Source organism: Rhizobium acaciae (genome assembly GCF_025941625.1).
GTDB classification, from domain to species: Bacteria; Pseudomonadota; Alphaproteobacteria; order Rhizobiales; family Rhizobiaceae; genus Rhizobium; species Rhizobium acaciae.
This window is the reverse complement of the sequence record NZ_JAPCZO010000016.1, coordinates 106,126-122,961: the sequence shown is the minus strand read 5'-3', so window position 1 is coordinate 122,961 and position 16,836 is coordinate 106,126. Positions and strand designations below refer to the sequence as shown.

The window sequence follows — 16,836 nt, the reverse complement described above, 5'->3', positions numbered from 1 at the left end:
GTCTTTTCCGGCCCCGAGGTCTCGATTCGGTCTAAACGATAATCCGCGGAGATCTTCGCGATGTTCTATGTCCTGTAAAACCGTAGGAAGACGCGGCTTGATGGCGACATTCCCGAACGCCACCATCGCATGCGGGTTAGGGCAGAGTATGTCCCGCAGCTCGGAAGAGGCGATACCATTCCTCTCGGGTCATCGAGATAGAAGAACCGGCCGCGGCTTCGACGACACGTTCCGGCTTCGTGGTGCCGAGCACGACTTGAATTTTTGCCGGATGACGGGTGATCCAGGCAACCGCGATACCCGTCGGCGTTACACCGTAGGCCTTGGCGAGTTCGTCGATTGCGCCGTTCAGATCGGCGAAATTCTCGTTGTCACCAAGGAAGACGCCGTCGAAGAAGCCCTTCTGGAAAGGCGACCAGGCCTGTAGCATCATCCCGTTGATACGAGAATAATCGAGGAGACCGTTGTCGCGGTCGATCGACTGGTCGAGCCCGGCCATGTTGGCGGCAACACCCGATGCGATCAGCGGCGCATGCGTGATGCTAAGCTGTACCTGATTGACGATGAGCGGTTGCTTGACCGCGGTTTTCAGCAGCTCGACCTGGCCAGGTGTATGATTTGAAACACCGAAATGGCGGACCTTGCCGGCAGATTTGAGCGTGTCGAAGGCCGCAGCAACCTCTTCGGGCTCGACAAGCGTATCAGGACGGTGCAGCAGAAGCACGTCCAGATAGTCGGTCTTCAGCGCTGCGAGCGACTGATCCACCGAGGCCAGAATATGCTCGGCGGAGAAATCGAAAAATCCCTCGCGGATTCCGACCTTGCTCTGGATGACAAGCTTCTCACGTTCGGCGGCGGTGAAGGAGATCGCCTCACCGAAACGAGCCTCGCAGCGATGCGGCGCACCGCCATAAACGTCCGCATGGTCGTAGAACGTCACGCCGGCATCGCGTGCGCCGTCGACAAGTTGTTGGATTTCGCCATTGCTCATATTGGCGATCCGCATCATTCCGAGGATGATGCTCGACACATTGAGGTCGGTCTGTGGAAGCGTGTATGTTTTCATTTCAGTAAAACCTCATGCAGGTTGCGAACTGGCAGACTTCACTTCTGGAAACATGTTTGATTGGCGGCATGTTCGCCGGGCGAGGGGCCGCTCCTCCGATTGCCTACTGTCGCGAACGATGCGCCGCGCAAGCTATGACCTCATCATCGGCGCTGATTTGCTCTGAGCACTTTTCACGCAAGCGTGTTTCTGACGCTGAACGATGGGTCTCGGCCGTCCTTTTTAAAAGCCTGTCGCGTGCCTGCGTGACCCGATCGAATATAGCGTCGCCTGCAGCCTTCGGGTCCTTGCGCTCGAGTGCTAGCACCATATTTTCGAGTTCGACAATCTCGGCGACGTCCGGCGTGTAGCCGCCAAACCCGTCTCCGACAGATCGGACAACCCGTGTGCGGCCCTCAAGTACGAGCACAGCCCAGCACGTCGTCCGCGCCGATTAGCGGAACGCGCGTCCGCCTTCGAAAAAACTTTCGCCAGCGGCGAGATCGACTTTGCGTCGCGTTTCGCCGAAGCGAAGGATCGAACTGACATTGCGCGAGGCGGTGAGCCTAATCGCCAGCGGTCTGCCATCCTCCCAGTCAAGGTCGAGCAGTATGCCGCCGCGCAGGCGCAAGCCGCGGATTCTGCCGCCCGGCCATGCCGTCGGCAACGCAGGGAGTAAATGGATTTCCCCCGGGCGCGACTGCACGAGCATTTCCACGATGCCTGCCGCACCGCCGAAATTTCCGTCGATCTGAAAGGGCGGATGAGCGTCGAACAGGTTTTTATAGCTTCGTTCCGGCGTGAGAAGCAGTTTCAGTACGTTGTGAGCATGGTTGCCATCGCGCAGCCGCGCCCAAAGGTTGATGCGCCAGCCGATGCCCCACCCCGTCGCGTCGTCCCCGCGGATCTCTAGGGAACGGCGGGCGGCGGCGGCGAGGTCGGGCGTTCTGTCCAAATCGATCTGCCAGCTCGGATAGAGGCCGTAGAGATGCGAGACATGGCGGTGATGCATCTCCGGCGCCTGCATGTCCCAGTCTTCGAGCCATTCCTGCAACTGGCCATTCGCGCCGATCCTGTCGGGCGCAAGGCGCGGCAGAATACGATCGATGTCGGCGACAAGATCGCTCTCTCCACCGATTGAGACTGCGAGAGGGCGCAGGAGACCCAAAAAATCGCGGATGAGTTGACTATCCATCGCCGGACCGGCGCAAATCGAAGCTCCGTACGGGTGTGCGTTTTCGGGTGATAGCGACGGGTTCGTCACCAGATAATCCGTGCCGGGGAACGGGACGAGCACGTCGAAGAGGAAGTGCGCCGCCTCCCGGGCGACCGGAAACAGTCGACGTCTCATCGCTTCGGCGTCATCAAGGTAGTCGCAGGCGTCCAGCAGCTGCGCCATCAACCAGATACCGCCCGTTGGCCAGAGGCCCCATTTGGCGCCGTCGATCGGTCCGGTTGCGCGCCAGAGATCGGTATTGTGGTGCATGACCCAGCCGCGGGCGCGATAATGTATGTGTGCCATCGCCTTGCCGGTCTCGGCAAGCTCTTCGGCCATTTCGACGAGCGGCACGAGGCATTCGGGTAGATTGGCCGGTGCCGGCAGCCAGTAGTTCATCTGGAGATTGATGTTGGCTGTGTATTTGCTGCCCCAGGGTGGATCCGTTTCCGCATTCCAAATGCCCTGCAGATTGGCCGGTTGCGTCCCGGGACGCGACGAGGCAATCATCAGATAGCGGCCGAACTGGACATAAAGCGCCGCCAGCGCCGGATCATCGCCGCCAGCGAACCCAGCGATACGTTGGTCGGTTGGAAGCGACGCTGCAGGCGTCGATCCGAGATCAATGGCGAACGCGCTAAACAGCCGCCGATGCTCCTCGATATGGTCGTCGCGCAACGATGCGAAGTCGCGCGAAGCGGCTCTTTCGAGCCTATCGACGATATCGCGCTCGGGATGTCCCAACACGTCGTCGTAGCGCCTGAAGCTCGTCGCGGCGTCGAGAAAAACCAGAACCTCGTCAGCGCCTTCTACCGACAAGGCTCCCCCCGAAGCGTTCACGGTTCCACCGCTGTTGATAAGCCGGACGCCAAAGGCGAACCGGAGAGCGGCGGCAATGCCGGATTCCGCTTTGCCCTTCCCCGAAAAGCTCAGCTGATATCCCTGGCCGATGCGCATTTCTCCCTGCTGCGGACTGTCGATGGAGATCCGGCAGCTGATCGCGCGTTTCCGGTCAGCCGAGAGGCGTAGGACGAGCACACCATCGACCGGCGACACGAAGGCTTCGCGCAGGCAGGCGATGCCGTCGGCAGTGTAAGACGAGGTAGCGATGGCGGTATCGAGATCGAGCGCACGCCGATACCCGGAGACGCCCTCGCGGTGATCGAATTCGAGATGGAGATCGCCGATCGACTGGTAGGACATCTGCTTGATCGGCCGTGCCATCAGATGTTTCTCGGCCAGCGCCTCGGCGTCTGCATAGCGGCCGTCGAAAATCAACTGCCGCACAGTTTCCAGATGACCAAAAGCATCTGGATTGACGGGCTGATAGGGACCGCCGGCCCAGAAGGTGGATTCGTTGATCTGCAGGTGCTCGCGCAGGGGATCGCCGAAGACCATGGCGCCGAGCCGGCCGTTGCCGAGCGGCAGCGCGTCCGTCCAAAGCTGTGCGGGCGTATTGTACCAGAGAAGATGAGCGGTCATGGCTACTCCGCCGGAAGGCTGTTTGCGGGGCGCGTCCCGCGGATGCGCTCACCGTCCGCACTGAAGAGCAAGGCCCTTCTTGCGGGGAAGCCAGCGGTGACGGTCTCTCCGGGGCGGCGGATGGTCTCGGAGCGGTCCTCAATGATCACGGCCTGCCCTGAATTCAGCGTGCCATAGATGAAACGGGTGCCGCCGAGATTTTCCACCACGTCGACCTTGAGGTCGATTGCGCCGCCAGCATCGTCGCGTCCGGTGAAGTGCTCGGGCCGAATGCCGGCTTTGATCGGAATGTCGCCTGCGCCGTGCAAAAGACCGGTCTTGAAGACAGCGCCGCAATCGAGCCTAACCACGCCGTTGGGGTCCAGCGTGCCATCCAGGAAATTCATGCGCGGCGAGCCGATGAAACCGGCGACGAAGAGGTTGTCGGGGTCGGCATAGAGCGTATCTGGCGTCCCTGTCTGCTCGATCTGCCGGCGCGCATGACGACGATCTTGTCGGCGAGGGTCATCGCCTCGGTCTGGTCATGGGTGACGTAGATCATCGTGGCGCCGATGCGCCGATGCAGCTTGGCGATCTCGACACGCATGGAGACGCGGAGCTCGGCATCCAGGTTCGACAGCGGTTCGTCGAACAGAAAGACAGCCGGATTGCGCACGATCGCCCGGCCGATCGCGACGCGCTGGCGCTGGCCGCCCGAGAGCTGAGCGGGCTTGCGCTTGAGCAGCGGCTCTATCTGCAGCGTTGCCGCTGCAACAGCAACGCTGCGCTGGATTTCGGACTTGCCAAGGCCCGCCATGCGCAGCGAGAAGCCGATATTCTGCTCGACCGTCATATGCGGGTAGAGCGCGTAGTTCTGGAAAACCATGGCGACGCCGCGCTCGATCGGATCGGCCTCGTTCATGCGCCGCCCATCAATCTTGAGATCGCCAGCGGTGATCTTTTCAAGGCCGGCGATCATACGCAGCAGCGTCGATTTCCCGCAGCCGGAAGGGCCGACAAAGACAGTGAAGGAGCCGTCATCAACGCTTAGATTGAGCCCTTCGATTGCTTCGAAACTGCCATAGGACTTGTCGATATCGTGTAATTCTACGCTGGCCAAAGCTTCCTCCCTTTAACCGCTTGGCGGGCAGAACGCGTCAGGTGATCCGTCGCGTCGAGCCCCGCAAAATGATGTCGCATTCAAGAACGACGCTGCGGGTCGCCCCTCCTGATGGTTCCGTCAGGCGTTCCACGAGAATGTCGGTGATGGTCTCGGCAATGCTGGCGACTGGCTGGGCGACGGCCGTAATGCCGGCCTCATAGAGGCGGAAGATCGCCACGTCGTCGAAGCTCGCCAGCGAGATATCGTCGGGCACGTGACGGCCGTTCTCCTTCAGCCAGCTGAGCGCCCCGACCGCCATGCCGTAATTGGCGGAGAAAATAGCTGTGGGTGGGCTTTCCAGCGACATCAGTCGCTTGGTCGCCTCGTAGCCGCCATCCATGCGCCAGTTGCCGCGCACTGCCAGGGAAGCATCCACCACGATGCCCCGGTCGCGCAGCGCCTGCTCGTATCCGGCCAGGCGTTCGATTCCCGACGAATTGCGCGGGTCACCCGTCAGCATGCCGATGCGCGTATGGCCGAGATCGATCAAATGGCTGATTAGGCGGTAGCTCGCGCGGTGATTTTCGACCATCACCCGGTCCGCCGCGAGCCCACGCACGTCGTTATTGTAGAAGATGATCGGAATGTCGTGATGGATCAGGTCGTCGACGCGATCATAGACCTCAGCCGTGCCGTCCATGACCAGTGCATCGACGCGTTGCGCGGCAAAGAAATCGAGAGCCTCGGCGACCACGCGCGGATCGCCGCCATGACAGTAGGTCAAGAGCGCTCGTCCGGTCTGACGCACGGAAATGGCCAGATATTCCAACATCCGGGCATGGAATTCGTCGAAGGTCGGCACCAGGAAGCCGATCATATGGGTAAGGTCGGTACGGATCGAGGCCGCTGCGGCATTGCGCCGGTAGCCCAGATCCTGGATTGCGCGCTCGATCTGTTCGCGGTTCGACCGGCGGATCGTCTGGCCGTTAAGATAACGGGACACGGTGCCGACAGCGACGTCCGCCACCCTGGCAACGTCGATAATCGTGGCTCCGCGTCTCTTTCCGGCCGTCTGGTCCGTCTGTCGCATGTCGAGCGGGCTCCTGCACTCATTGAGGGGAAATAGCGCCAGGGGAAGCGCTTTTCCGTCGTATAGCCCAGCGCTCTGCCGCCCACCAGCGTTGCGGGCGGCAAGAGCAATGTCCGACGGTTCCCCTACCTCGACCTGCATCAGACGCCTTCGAACACCACGGCGCTGTGGATATGCAGGCGCGGCACTGTGATGCTGATGGCGCCGTCTGCGCCGGCTTCCCAGGCCAGATCCTCTCCGGTCATGGCATCGAAAACCCGCTTCGGCTTTGCCGGCAACCGCACGCTGGCGTTTACCGGGCCGATCGCCGGGATGTCCTCGATCATTTCCATCACCCGTGTCGAGCCGTCATCGCCACGAACATCCTTGCCGCGGATCTGCGGCGGTCCGTAAAGAAGATGCAGGATGTGGCGATTGTGCCCAATCTGCCGGGTCAGCGTTGCCCGGCCGGATGAGGGAAGATCGGTAACCATCGCCGGATCGGGAACGAGACGATCGAGAAGCCCGCGAACAACATATTTATAAAGCGGCTGGCCAATGGCCCGGTAAAGCCGAAAGATCGGGTAGGCAATATAGGCGGTGCCTCCATGCTCGGTCACGGCAGCGCCAAGCATATCAGCGGCTGTATCGTCCGGAGCATGCTGGTGCGAGCAGAAATGTTTGTAAGTCCGGTTGAAGTAGGAGGGGTAGATACCGGCCAGCACCGTTGCGCCGACCGCGCGGACGGTTTCGGCTTCATCGTAGAAAACGAAGGCCGTTTCCGGCATGGACGGATCTAGGTCCTTGCCCGCCTTCACATAGCTCGGTCTGAACGCGACCGGCGTTGCCTGCCGCTCAATGCCGAAATCGACAGCAAATGCACCATCTTCGCCGATACCCGAATGCCAGGAGGCGATGATCTTGCCGCCACCGGCGAGATAGGCTTTCAGCCGCGCCGCAAGGGCAGCATCGACCGGGATTTCATCCGGCAGGATCAGCAGTCGGTACGCCTCGAAACGAGCGGAACTGTCGAGTACGTCGAAGGGCCGCTTCAGCTCCTGCAGCATCTGTGCCGCGCCATCGTCGCTCGGGTGATTGCGCGCGCCCTTGGGGTTCATGTGCTCGGCGGACAATATAGCGATCTCGGAGACCTGCTTGGCGCCATCCAGAAACGGCTCCAGCTTTTCAACGCGTCGATAAGCCGGCGCGATCGAAGCGTAAGTATCCGGGTTGATGGCGCCGTTCGGATGCAACTGGTCGCCGACCAGGCACTTCGATCCGAGCGCGATCATTTGCGCACATTCATATTCCAACGCATCAGGGTGCTTGAAACCGCCGAACTCGCCCCACGAGGTGTGGAACTTGCCTGTATGAGCCAGGAAATCCATGCCGAGCGTTGCCGCGTAGCGCGCGCTGGACGGAAAGTGATCGTAACCCCAACCGCCCGTCGGCAGGCTTTCGAGCTCGAGATGAGAATAGGTGGAAAAGCGCTTCGGGCCCTGCTTGTGGATATGTCCGCAATTGTAGAAGACGCGGAGATTAGGGAACTCCTTGAACAGCGCCTCGCTCGTTTCACGCCGGAACTGTTCGTTGACGGCCTCGTCGTTCTTCAGCCGGTCCGCCGAATTTTCTGGATCGAGGCCCTCGCACTGCATGCGCTCGATGCAAGCCGGGCATACACAATCCGGCGTGAGGATGATATCGAAGAACAGACCCTGCGTGGAATAGCTTTGCGCGACTTCGCGCGCCTGATCGAGAATGTATTTCCGAAGGCCGGCATGGTTGAGGCAGAGCGTATGCCACGCCGGGCTAAGCTGCTTGCCCGCCGAAGGGTCGTCCGGACGGTCGTGATGGTATTGGTTCGACGCGGTCATGGCGCGCCATTCGGGATGTTCGCGCGCCGTCAGCTCGTCCCACTGTACCGATATATAAATCGGGCTTTCGATATCGGCCGCCGACAGCGCCTTCACCATGTCGCCGAGGAGGTCCGGGCGGGCCAGCTGCGGATGCGGCTTGCCGACCTTGGTCGGATAGTAGGACCAGCCGTGATGGCACTTGGCGAAGATCGTGATGGAGTCGACATGCGCCGCCTTCAAGGTTGAAACGAAGGTATCCGGATCGAAATCTGCGCCGATGCCGGGAATATGTTCCGACGTGTGGAAGTCGAGATGGATCTGGCGGTAGCGCAGCGGCTTGTTTGCGGTGTTAGGCATGGTCCTATTCCTTTGCGCCGGTGCGGGTTTGAGAGCCGGCGGCGAACTGACGTTGGAAGATAAGAAAGACGAGGAGGGGAACGATTGTCGTGATGATCGCCGCCACCGAGCGCAGGTCCCAATTGATCTCGTAGCTGCCGGAGATGCGGGCGAGCAGCACGGGCAGGGGCACATCGTTGCGCAGGAAAAGCATCGGCAGCAGCAGGGCGTTCCAGGTCCAGAGGAACTGCAGGATGCCGACGGCGAAGATCGGCGACAGGCTGTTCGGCAGCACCACATGACGGAAAGTCGCAATCGGTCCGCAGCCGTCGATCTTGGCAGCTTCCACGAGTTCGCGTGGGAAATCCTCGAAGAAATTTTTGACGAGGAAGATCGACCAAGCGAAGGACATCCCGACATAGGGAATGAGAACGGAGAGAATGTTGTCGATCAGCCCGAGATCGCGCCACAGCGTGAAGAGCGGAATGATGACAACCTGCTGCGGCAGCACGAAAGCGTTGATGATGATGATCAGCAAGATGCGGCGGAACGGGAAAGTGAGGAAATGGAAGGCGTAGGCCGCTGCCGGCGTCAAAAGCATCGTCAGCGCCGTCGCAATCCCCGCCGTTTTCATCGTCACCCACATGGATTGGGAGAGCGGATATTTGTCCCAGACGCGCTGCCACGCATCGAAGGTCAGATCGAAGCGCTCGAAGTGCCACCAGCCAAGCGAGACGCCCTCGGGAGGACGCAGGGATGTAACAACGATACCGGCGATTGGGATGACCCAGATGCAGGCGATGATGCCGACGAATATGACAATCCAGCGGGGAGCCTTGCCGATCATTTCGCACCTGCCGTTCGCTGGATGATGGCGGGGATCGAGACGATGAGCACGGCCAGCAGCAGGATGACGGTCGCGGCGGCGCCATAGCCCAGTTTGAACTGGGTCATGGATTCCCGGTACATGAAATAGCCGACCGTCTCGGTTGAGCGCACCGGTCCGCCGCCCGTCAGGATGTAGATGATGTCGAAGGCGCGCAGGGCACCCAGAAGATTGATGAAAACCGCGACACGCACGCCGGGCATCGATAGCGGCATCATGATATGGCGCATGGTCGAGAGCGGCTTGGCGCCGTCCATATAGGCTGCTTCGAGCACGGATTTCGGGATTGCCTGGATGGCAGCGAAGATCAGCATCAGGGGCAAGCCGACGCCGCTCCACGATGCGGCAATGATGAGTGCCCACAGCGCCGTGTTGGCATCGCCGAGCCAAGCATGCGAGAAGCCGGGAAACCCGAAAAGCTGGATCAGCGAATTGAGCAGGCCGCCGGCATCGGCCCTGTAGATGCCGATCCACATGTAGCCCGAAACTGCCTCCGAAATACCGAAGGCGGCAAAGATCATCACGCGGAACGGCAGCGTCTGTCGTGGCGCGAACGCGCACGTCATTGCCAGAGCCCAGCCAATCGAGACGGAAATCACCGTCGTCCCGATCGTGAATATCAGGGTCGTTAGCAGCGTGCTGCGAAAGGCGGCGTCCGAAAACAGCCGCACATAATTGCCGAAGCCGATGAAGGAAGGCTTCCGCAGGCCCTGTATGTCCCAGAAGCTCAAGCGGATAGTCTCCACCAGCGGATAGACCACGGCGAGGGCAAAGAGCACGATGACGGGTGCGATCAGGATCAATGCGGCGGGCGTGTCCCTGAGCAGACGCCGGCGGCCTTCAATGCTGACCGCTAGCGGGGAAACCTGCATCACGCCCGCCGCTTCCCGCGCGGGGGAAGCGGAGGTGCCGGCCATCAGTAGGAACCCTGGGCCTTGGTTTCGATTGCCGCAAGGACGCTATCGATATTAGCATCCGAGGGATCCTGCAGAAATTTCTGCAGCTGCACGCGATATTCATCGACGAGATCGCCGGGCAGGAGATCTCCGAGCACGAATTGCAGCTTCGAGCTTGCGACCGCTGATGTCGCCACCTTCTGCGTCTCGCCATAGAGCGACGTGTCGGTATTGCTGCTTGGTGATGCATAGCCGTTCTTGGCAAGAATGTTGGCAGCCTCGGCGCTTGTCCAGAAATCGAGGAAGGCGTCGGCTGCCTTCGGATTGGGGCCGTTTGCCGTGACGAGCAGTTCCTTGGTATCGACGCTCGACGTGTCGTCATGACCCATGCCGAGGGCGGGGAACTGGAAGAGGCCGTAATCCTTACCTTCGGTGAGTTTGTAATCATTCTTGGCGCGGTTATTCATCCACATGCCGATCAGCAGGAAATTTTTGGAATTCGCCTGGAAGATTTGGTCGGCTTCCCCGTCCCAGTCGTTGGCGAGCATGCTGTTCGGCGCACCGCAGCAGCCCGCGGTCAACATTTCGGCATATTTTGTAAGCGCATTCTTCACGGCCGGATCGGTCCACGAAATTTCGTGCGCGCCCAGCTTCGAAGCCGTCTCGACGCCTGCCGTTCTCAGTAGCAGCGTTTCGAACCATTCGGCATGCGCCCAGTATTTGCCGGGAATAGCGACCGGAGCCGCGAACCCAGCTTTTGTAAGCTTCGCAAAGCTGGCGACGAACTCGTCCCAACTCCTCGGCGGCTCGGTGATGCCCGCCTTGGCAAGGTGCTCCTTCTTGTACCAGATGCCGGAGCGGTTGCCGAAGGTGTAAGTCAGGCCATAGGTCCTGCCGGCTATAGCGCCGAGATCCTTCCAGGATTGGCTGATGAGCCTGTCCCAGCCGAAGGACTTCCATTGGTCGTCGATCGGCCGCAGCATGCCGGCATCGAGCAGTTCCTTCCGGAAGGCCGGCCAGGTGTTGTAGAGAACATCGACCACTTCGCCGCCCATGAGTGCCGTGCGGATGCCACCGCGCATGTCTCCTTGGCCGGTAATGGCAACTTCCCTGATCGTCACTTTCGGATATTTCGCCGTAAATGCATTCTGGATCTGGTGCATCATGTCGAGCTCGGAACCACCGAGCCAATTCAGCACCACAAGTTCGCCGCTCACGCTATCCTGCGCGTTGGCGCTACCCGCCAACGCCATCAATGCGGCACTTCCCGCACCCGCAAGCAGGGTGCGGCGACGTATCTCATGCGTGAATCCACTGCTGTTGGTCATGTCACATCCTCCCAAACGTTGACTTTGCCCTTGGCACTCAATTTAATTGAAACGTTATCATCTATCTTGAAACTAGCAAGGGTTTTGTCTGATAGTGCTCAACGAGCCGAACCGTTGCGTGGCGGCAGCACTAAACAAGATAGGAGCACAAAATGACCCGGCTTAAGGACAGCGTAGCGGTCGTCACCGGTGGCGGTAGAGGAATCGGTCGGGAGATCGCGCTCCGGCAGGCGCGAGAAGGCGCCAAGGTCGCGGTGCTTGCGCGAACCGCCACTGAGATCGAGGAAACAGCCTCGCTGATTGAAGATGAAGGCGGGCAAGCGATCGCTGTGACGACCGACGTTACCCAATACAGCGCCGTCGAAAACGCTTTTGCCCGGATCGCATCTGAGTTCGGTTCGGTTGATACGTTAGTCAACAATCACGGTTCTTTCCAGGCTTTCGGACCGATATGGGAGTGTGACCCTGTTGCCTGGTGGCGGGATGTGGAAATCAACTTGCAAGGGACGTTTCACACCTCCCGCACGGCTTGTTCGACAATGTTGGCGCGCGGCAGAGGCCGGATCATCAACCTGGTTGGCGGAGGGACGGGCAATAGTTTTCCACACGGTTCCGGATACGCATCGAGTAAAGCAGCGATCATGCGGCTGACCGAGTGTCTCAATGATACGACGATCGCTCATGGCATACGCGCCTTTGCCGTCGACCCCGGGCTCGTACGAACCGACATGACGGAAAAGCAGTTGTTTTCGGAGGCAGGCAAAACTTATCTGCCCGCCATCCAGCAGCTCTTCGACGACGGCATCGATATCCACCCTTCTCGAGCTGCACTTCTTATCGCGGACATCGCCGCTGGCCGGTTCGATGTGCTTGCTGGTCGCCTCTTGCGCGGCGTCGACGATCGAGATGTACTCGAAAAGGAAATGGACGCTTTGGCAGAAGCCGATGGAAGGGCATTGCGCTTCAGCGCGATAGAGCAACAGAAACTCTGAGGGCGATGAAACGGCGCTCCGAGCAGTCGCAGCGGTACCTCCGCCGGCAGCCCGGAGCGCCGCGCGATCTGTGCGTTGGGCCGCCGCCGAGACAGCGAGAGGATAGACCGCGCTGCAGCCGGCGCCCATCAAGGCAAAGCCTGCCAGCGCGACATAGGAATGCGGCGCCCCCCAACACGGCGCAGATGCCGATCGCCGAAAGAACAAGCAACATCGTGGCGACGGCCCGCGCGCCAAACCGATCGACCAACGGATCGACGAACAGGCGCGCCAGCGCCATGCAGAAGGTAAAGAGCGTCAATCCCAGTCCGCCAATGAAGGGCTCGACCGAAAACACATCGCGCAAATAGATCGCCGACCAGTCGATCCCGGCGCCTTCGACGAGAAAGGCCGCGATGCCGATCACGCAGAACGGCATTGGGCCCCAGGTGGGAAGCGCTACCAGCGGTGCCTTGCCTTCATGCAACGCGATCCGCGCCGGCGCATTCCGCATGCCGGAGATTGTCCAGATGCCGATGACAAGAACCGTGACAAGGTGGCGGCGAGATGGAGTTCCATCGAAATGCCCGCTTGGCGGACGACTGATGAGACAAGCGCCGTGACGAGGCAAACCGGACGGCGGCTCGGCCACCGTCCCAGTCCACGAACTACCGCCCGCCCTCGATCTTGCGATGACGCTGGTTGATGCCGCCCTTGCCATAGGGGTAGTCGAAAGGCTGGGGCGCACTCACCTCGTTCAGTTTGGCCATCTCGTCGTCGGAGAGTTTGAGCTTCATGGCGCCCAAATTGTCGGCGAGCTGTTCCGGCGTGCGGGCGCCGAGGATCACGGACGTGATCGCCGGCTGCGCTGCCGTCCAGGCCAGCGCCACCTGCGCCATGCTGACGCCATGCGCCTTGGCGATCTCCTCGACGACAGCGATGATCGCCCAGGTTCTCTCCATCGCATTGCGCGGCGCATAGGATTCGCCGCCGCGATTGGGGTTTTCGCCGAGGCGGGTGGCGCCGGTCGGCATCTCGTCGCGCTTGTACTTGCCGGTCAGCCAGCCGCCGCCGAGCGGCGACCACGGCAACAGACCCATGCCGGCATCCTGGCAGGCCGCGACAATCTCGAGCTCGATGTCGCGCACCAGCAGGTTATATTGCGGCTGCAGCGTCACGGGACGCGTATAGCCGCGCGCCTTGGCGATCTCCGAGGCCTTGGCGATATGCCAGCCGACATAGTTGGAGAAGCCGTAATAGCCGATCTTGCCGGAGGAAACCGCATCGTCGAGGAAGCGCAGCGTTTCCTCGATCGGCGTCAACGCGTCCCAGGCATGCATCTGGTAGAGGTCGATCTGCTCGAGGCCGAGGCGGCGGAGCGAATCGTCGAGCGCCTGGCTAAGATGCCGGCGCGACAGGCCGATATCATTGGGGCCGTTGCCCATCGGAAAACGCCCCTTGGTGGCGACGATCGCCTGGCGGGCCTCGGTCGGGCGCGCCTTCAGCCAACGCCCGATGATCTCTTCCGACTTGCCGGCGCTGTAGACATCGGCGGTATCGATGAAATTGCCGCCCCAGGCGAAATAATCGTCGAGCAGCTTGTGCGAGGCGGCCTCATCGGCCTCCGCGCCGAAGGTCATGGTGCCGAGGCAATAGGCGGTGACGACGGTCCCGCTGGGACCGAGCTTGCGATAATCCATATTCATCTCCTCTTTGAACACAACTGCGGCATCAACGGCGGCTGTCATTTCGATGTCGACGGCGGTGAAAGAACGAGCAGCGAACTGCCTTCACACGTCCCAAACGGGGCACCAATCGCCGTTTACCAGTCGCATGCCCTTCTCGAGGCCTTCGATCCGTTTGATCTCGGCCGGCGTCAGCGTGATCTTGCGGGCTTCGAAATTCCGCATGATGCGGCCCCTCTTGCTGGAAGACGGGATCACGACATGCCCCTTGGCGATCAGGAAGGCCAGCGCGACCTGGTCGCTGGTGGCGCCGCGGGCCTTGCCGATCTCTTCAAGAACCGGGTCGCCGACGACGGCGCCGCGCGCGAGCGGTGAATAGGCCGTAACCGCTATACCGAGCTTTTGGCAATAATCGATGATCGGCCGGTTCTGCATATAGACGTGGCACTCCACCTGGTTGGTGGTGATCGTGCGGCTGCCGAGCAGGCGGATGCTTTCGTCGATCATCGCTTTGGTAAAGTTCGAGACGCCGATCTGCCTGGCAAGGCCGGAATCGAAAACCTCGGCGAACTGGCCGAGATAATCGGCAAGCGGATATTTGTTATGCGGCGACGGCCAGTGCAGGAGCAACAGGTCGACCTGGTCGACGCGGAGCTTTTCCAGGCTTTCCCTGACCGACGGCATGACGGCTCCAGGGCCATAATTGTCGGGCTTCACCTTCGTGGTGATGAAGATTTCGTTGCGCGCCACGCCGGCGTCCTTGATGCCGCGGGCGACATCCTGCTCGTTGCCGTAGCCCTGGGCGGTATCGATGTGGCGGCATCCGGCTTCGAGCGCCCAGATGACGCCCTGATGGGCTTCATCGGCCGAGCGGTTCCATGTGCCGTACCCCATCTGCGGGATGCCGGCGACCATTGCTTCTCTCGTCATGTTGTCTTCCTGTGCAGCAATTCAAAAATGCTACAATGTCGTTTGCGTGTCTGAAAAGCCGCGCGGCGCTGTCGTCAGAAACCGGCGACGTGCAGCGATTTGTAGGGGGCTTCAAGCGCTTTGACGTCATCACCGGTGAGTTCGAAGTCGACCGCGGCGATCGCATCTTCGAGATGGCTCATCTTGCTGACGCCGACGATCGGCGAGGTCACGACCGGCTTCTGCAGCACCCAGCCCATCGCGACCTGCGCCATGGACGTCTTGCGCGCCTTGGCGACGGCTTCGACGGCCTCGACGACGTCCCGATCGCCGGTCTTCTCATACATGCTCTTGTTGTAGCGGTCGGTAGTGGCGCGCTTGGTTTCGGTGCCCCAGGGACGGGTCAGCTTGCCGCCGGCAAGCGGGCTCCACGGAATGACGGCGATACCCTGATCGCTGCAGAGCGGCAGCATTTCGCGTTCTTCCTCGCGATAGGTGAGGCTGACCTGGTTCTGCATCGAAACGAACTTCGTCCAGCCGTTGACCTCGGCTGCATGCTGGAGCTTGGAAAACTGCCAGGCCCACATCGAGGATGCGCCGATATAGCGGGCCTTGCCGGCGCGCACGACGTCGTTCAGCGCCTGCATGGTTTCTTCGACCGGCGTGAACGGGTCGAAGCGGTGGATCTGGTAGAGATCGACATAGTCGGTGCCGAGGCGGCGCAGGCTGTTGTCGATCTCGGTAAGGATCGCGGCACGGGAAAGACCCTGGCCGTTTGGGCCGGGACGCATGCGGCCGAACACCTTGGTCGCCAGCACGATCTCCTGGCGGGGCGCCAGTTCCTTGAGCAGGACGCCGGTGATCTCTTCGCTCGTGCCCTGCGCGTAGACATTGGCCGTATCGAAGAAATTGATGCCGGCATCCCATGCGCGCTTATAGAGTGGCCGCGCCTCTTCGAGCCCCAGAACCCATGGGCGTTCGTCCGTCTGTTTGCCAAAGGACATGCAGCCGAAGCAGATGCGGCTGACTTCAAGCCCTGTCTTGCCAAGTCTTGTGGTCTTCATGGTCTTTCCTCAAAGTTGTTGATCGGCGGTGCCAGAAATGCGCCTCGCGGCATCATGCGCCGGTAACGTATTTCCGCCAGTTGTGTTCTTCCTTGAAACCGAGAACCTCCCGGATCTTCCGGTTCGAGAGCGGCGCTTCGAATTCGCCGAGCTCCCGGAGGATCGGCGTGTCCGGCGCCCATTTGCCGAGGAAATCCCGCGTTGGCTCGCTTGCCGTGATCGTGTCGTTGACGGCATTGAAGACCTGGAAGCCGAGGCCGTCGGCCTGCAGGCAAAGATCGACGATCTGCCCGAGATCGCGGGCATCGATGTAGCTCCAGGCGTTGCGCTTGCGTGTTGGCGGATCGGCAAGGAAGCCTGGAAAACGCTCGTATTCATGCGGTTCGATGACGTTGGCGATCCGCAAAGCGTAGATGTCGATGCCGCTGCGCATCGCAAAGGCGCGGGCCGTCTTCTCGTTGACGACCTTGGAAAGCCCATAGCTGTCCATCGGGTCGATGTCATAGTCTTCTTCGAGCGGAAACGAATGGAAATCCTTGTCGCCCTCGGCAAAACAGACGCCGTAGGTCGTTTCGCTGGACGCGATGATCACCTTGGGAATGCCGAGCTTCACCGCCGCTTCGATGACGTTGTAGGTCGAGACCGCATTGACCGAAAAAGTTTGGTTGTCGGGCTTGAGCAGCAGGCTCGGTATAGCCGCGAAATGCACGACGGCGTCGACCTTGGCCGGTCCGCCCGGCGTTTGCAGACCCTCGCCGCTGAAATGCATCGACAGGGCGTTGAAGGTCTGGCCGCTATCGCTGAGGTCGGTGATCAACGTCTGCACGCCGGGGCAGTTCAAGGGAACGAGGTCGAGGTTGCGGACCTTGTGTCCCTTCCCCACCAGATATGGAACCGCATGGCGGCCGGCCTTGCCGCTGCCGCCGGTAAAGATGATCCGCTTGCTCATGTGGTGTGTCCGCTTCCTGATGAAGGTTCGATAGAAGCGGTACAACGTGGGGGAGCGATGAAT

At 60.8% G+C, this 16,836-nt stretch carries 12 protein-coding genes and 2 pseudogenes; 1 reads left to right on the top strand and 13 read right to left on the bottom strand.

The window, feature by feature from the left end; translation table 11 throughout:
* Nucleotides 1-136 precede the first annotated feature (136 nt).
* From OLZ32_RS24695 to OLZ32_RS24660, 8 genes and pseudogenes are all read right to left on the bottom strand, one after another.
* The gene (locus tag OLZ32_RS24695) at nt 137-1,066 is read right to left on the bottom strand and encodes an aldo/keto reductase (protein ID WP_264395844.1); all 930 of its coding nucleotides are present in this window, start codon (nt 1,064-1,066) and stop codon (nt 137-139) included.
* A gap of 433 nt (nt 1,067-1,499) precedes the next feature.
* Nucleotides 1,500-3,743, bottom strand: coding sequence for a glycoside hydrolase family 95 protein (locus OLZ32_RS24690; RefSeq protein WP_264423263.1), 2,244 nt, complete (start codon nt 3,741-3,743; stop codon nt 1,500-1,502).
* A gap of 2 nt (nt 3,744-3,745) precedes the next feature.
* Nucleotides 3,746-4,842 (bottom strand): annotated as a pseudogene (locus tag OLZ32_RS24685) (ABC transporter ATP-binding protein).
* A 37-nt stretch (nt 4,843-4,879) separates the two neighbouring features.
* On the bottom strand, nt 4,880-5,914 hold the full coding sequence (locus OLZ32_RS24680) for a LacI family DNA-binding transcriptional regulator (protein ID WP_221947985.1): 1,035 nt from the start codon (nt 5,912-5,914) through the stop codon (nt 4,880-4,882).
* A 140-nt stretch (nt 5,915-6,054) separates the two neighbouring features.
* The gene (locus tag OLZ32_RS24675; protein ID WP_264395839.1) at nt 6,055-8,106 is read right to left on the bottom strand and encodes an alpha-L-fucosidase; all 2,052 of its coding nucleotides are present in this window, start codon (nt 8,104-8,106) and stop codon (nt 6,055-6,057) included.
* A gap of 4 nt (nt 8,107-8,110) precedes the next feature.
* Complete coding sequence (locus tag OLZ32_RS24670; RefSeq protein WP_264395837.1) at nt 8,111-8,932, bottom strand: carbohydrate ABC transporter permease; 822 nt, start codon at nt 8,930-8,932, stop codon at nt 8,111-8,113.
* Complete coding sequence (locus tag OLZ32_RS24665; RefSeq protein WP_003550941.1) at nt 8,929-9,888, bottom strand: carbohydrate ABC transporter permease; 960 nt, start codon at nt 9,886-9,888, stop codon at nt 8,929-8,931. Before OLZ32_RS24665 ends, OLZ32_RS24670 begins: the two co-directional genes overlap by 4 nt.
* Complete coding sequence (locus OLZ32_RS24660) at nt 9,888-11,195, bottom strand: extracellular solute-binding protein (RefSeq protein WP_264395832.1); 1,308 nt, start codon at nt 11,193-11,195, stop codon at nt 9,888-9,890. Before OLZ32_RS24660 ends, OLZ32_RS24665 begins: the two co-directional genes overlap by 1 nt.
* Before the next feature lie 152 nt (nt 11,196-11,347).
* On the opposite strand from OLZ32_RS24660, the gene OLZ32_RS24655 reads away from it, so the two are divergent.
* Nucleotides 11,348-12,187 carry an SDR family NAD(P)-dependent oxidoreductase gene (locus OLZ32_RS24655; RefSeq protein WP_264395831.1) on the top strand — a complete coding sequence of 280 codons (840 nt, stop codon included), beginning with the start codon at nt 11,348-11,350 and terminating at the stop codon, nt 12,185-12,187.
* 57 nt (nt 12,188-12,244) lie between these two features.
* Here the strand turns inward: OLZ32_RS24655 and OLZ32_RS24650 are convergent.
* The 5 genes and pseudogenes from OLZ32_RS24650 to OLZ32_RS24630 all read right to left on the bottom strand — a co-directional run.
* Nucleotides 12,245-12,790: pseudogene (locus OLZ32_RS24650) on the bottom strand (MFS transporter); the annotation flags it as partial.
* Between the two features lie 44 nt (nt 12,791-12,834).
* Nucleotides 12,835-13,866: an aldo/keto reductase gene (locus tag OLZ32_RS24645; protein ID WP_264419781.1), complete on the bottom strand. Its 1,032-nt coding sequence runs from the start codon at nt 13,864-13,866 to the stop codon at nt 12,835-12,837.
* A gap of 90 nt (nt 13,867-13,956) precedes the next feature.
* Nucleotides 13,957-14,781 (bottom strand): aldo/keto reductase, encoded by an 825-nt coding sequence (locus OLZ32_RS24640; RefSeq protein WP_130745953.1) that lies wholly within the window; start codon nt 14,779-14,781, stop codon nt 13,957-13,959.
* Between the two features lie 74 nt (nt 14,782-14,855).
* Nucleotides 14,856-15,824: an aldo/keto reductase gene (locus OLZ32_RS24635; RefSeq protein ID WP_264399568.1), complete on the bottom strand. Its 969-nt coding sequence runs from the start codon at nt 15,822-15,824 to the stop codon at nt 14,856-14,858.
* 52 nt (nt 15,825-15,876) lie between these two features.
* Nucleotides 15,877-16,773 (bottom strand): NAD-dependent epimerase/dehydratase family protein, encoded by an 897-nt coding sequence (locus tag OLZ32_RS24630; RefSeq protein ID WP_264399569.1) that lies wholly within the window; start codon nt 16,771-16,773, stop codon nt 15,877-15,879.
* Nucleotides 16,774-16,836: the final 63 nt, after the last annotated feature.

Excerpts from the sequence above, each read along its gene's own strand:
- OLZ32_RS24690 (WP_264423263.1), bottom strand. The coding sequence starts at position 3,743 with ATGACCGCTCATCTTCTCTGGTACAATACGCCCGCACAGCTTTGGACG.
- OLZ32_RS24680 (WP_221947985.1), bottom strand. The coding sequence starts at position 5,914 with ATGCGACAGACGGACCAGACGGCCGGAAAGAGACGCGGAGCCACGATT.
- OLZ32_RS24670 (WP_264395837.1), bottom strand. The coding sequence starts at position 8,932 with ATGATCGGCAAGGCTCCCCGCTGGATTGTCATATTCGTCGGCATCATC.
- OLZ32_RS24640 (WP_130745953.1), bottom strand. The coding sequence starts at position 14,781 with ATGACGAGAGAAGCAATGGTCGCCGGCATCCCGCAGATGGGGTACGGC.
- OLZ32_RS24660 (WP_264395832.1), bottom strand. The coding sequence starts at position 11,195 with ATGACCAACAGCAGTGGATTCACGCATGAGATACGTCGCCGCACCCTG.
- OLZ32_RS24695 (WP_264395844.1), bottom strand. The coding sequence starts at position 1,066 with ATGAAAACATACACGCTTCCACAGACCGACCTCAATGTGTCGAGCATC.
- OLZ32_RS24655 (WP_264395831.1), top strand. The coding sequence starts at position 11,348 with ATGACCCGGCTTAAGGACAGCGTAGCGGTCGTCACCGGTGGCGGTAGA.
- OLZ32_RS24630 (WP_264399569.1), bottom strand. The coding sequence starts at position 16,773 with ATGAGCAAGCGGATCATCTTTACCGGCGGCAGCGGCAAGGCCGGCCGC.
- OLZ32_RS24665 (WP_003550941.1), bottom strand. The coding sequence starts at position 9,888 with ATGGCCGGCACCTCCGCTTCCCCCGCGCGGGAAGCGGCGGGCGTGATG.
- OLZ32_RS24675 (WP_264395839.1), bottom strand. The coding sequence starts at position 8,106 with ATGCCTAACACCGCAAACAAGCCGCTGCGCTACCGCCAGATCCATCTC.
- OLZ32_RS24635 (WP_264399568.1), bottom strand. The coding sequence starts at position 15,824 with ATGAAGACCACAAGACTTGGCAAGACAGGGCTTGAAGTCAGCCGCATC.
- OLZ32_RS24645 (WP_264419781.1), bottom strand. The coding sequence starts at position 13,866 with ATGGATTATCGCAAGCTCGGTCCCAGCGGGACCGTCGTCACCGCCTAT.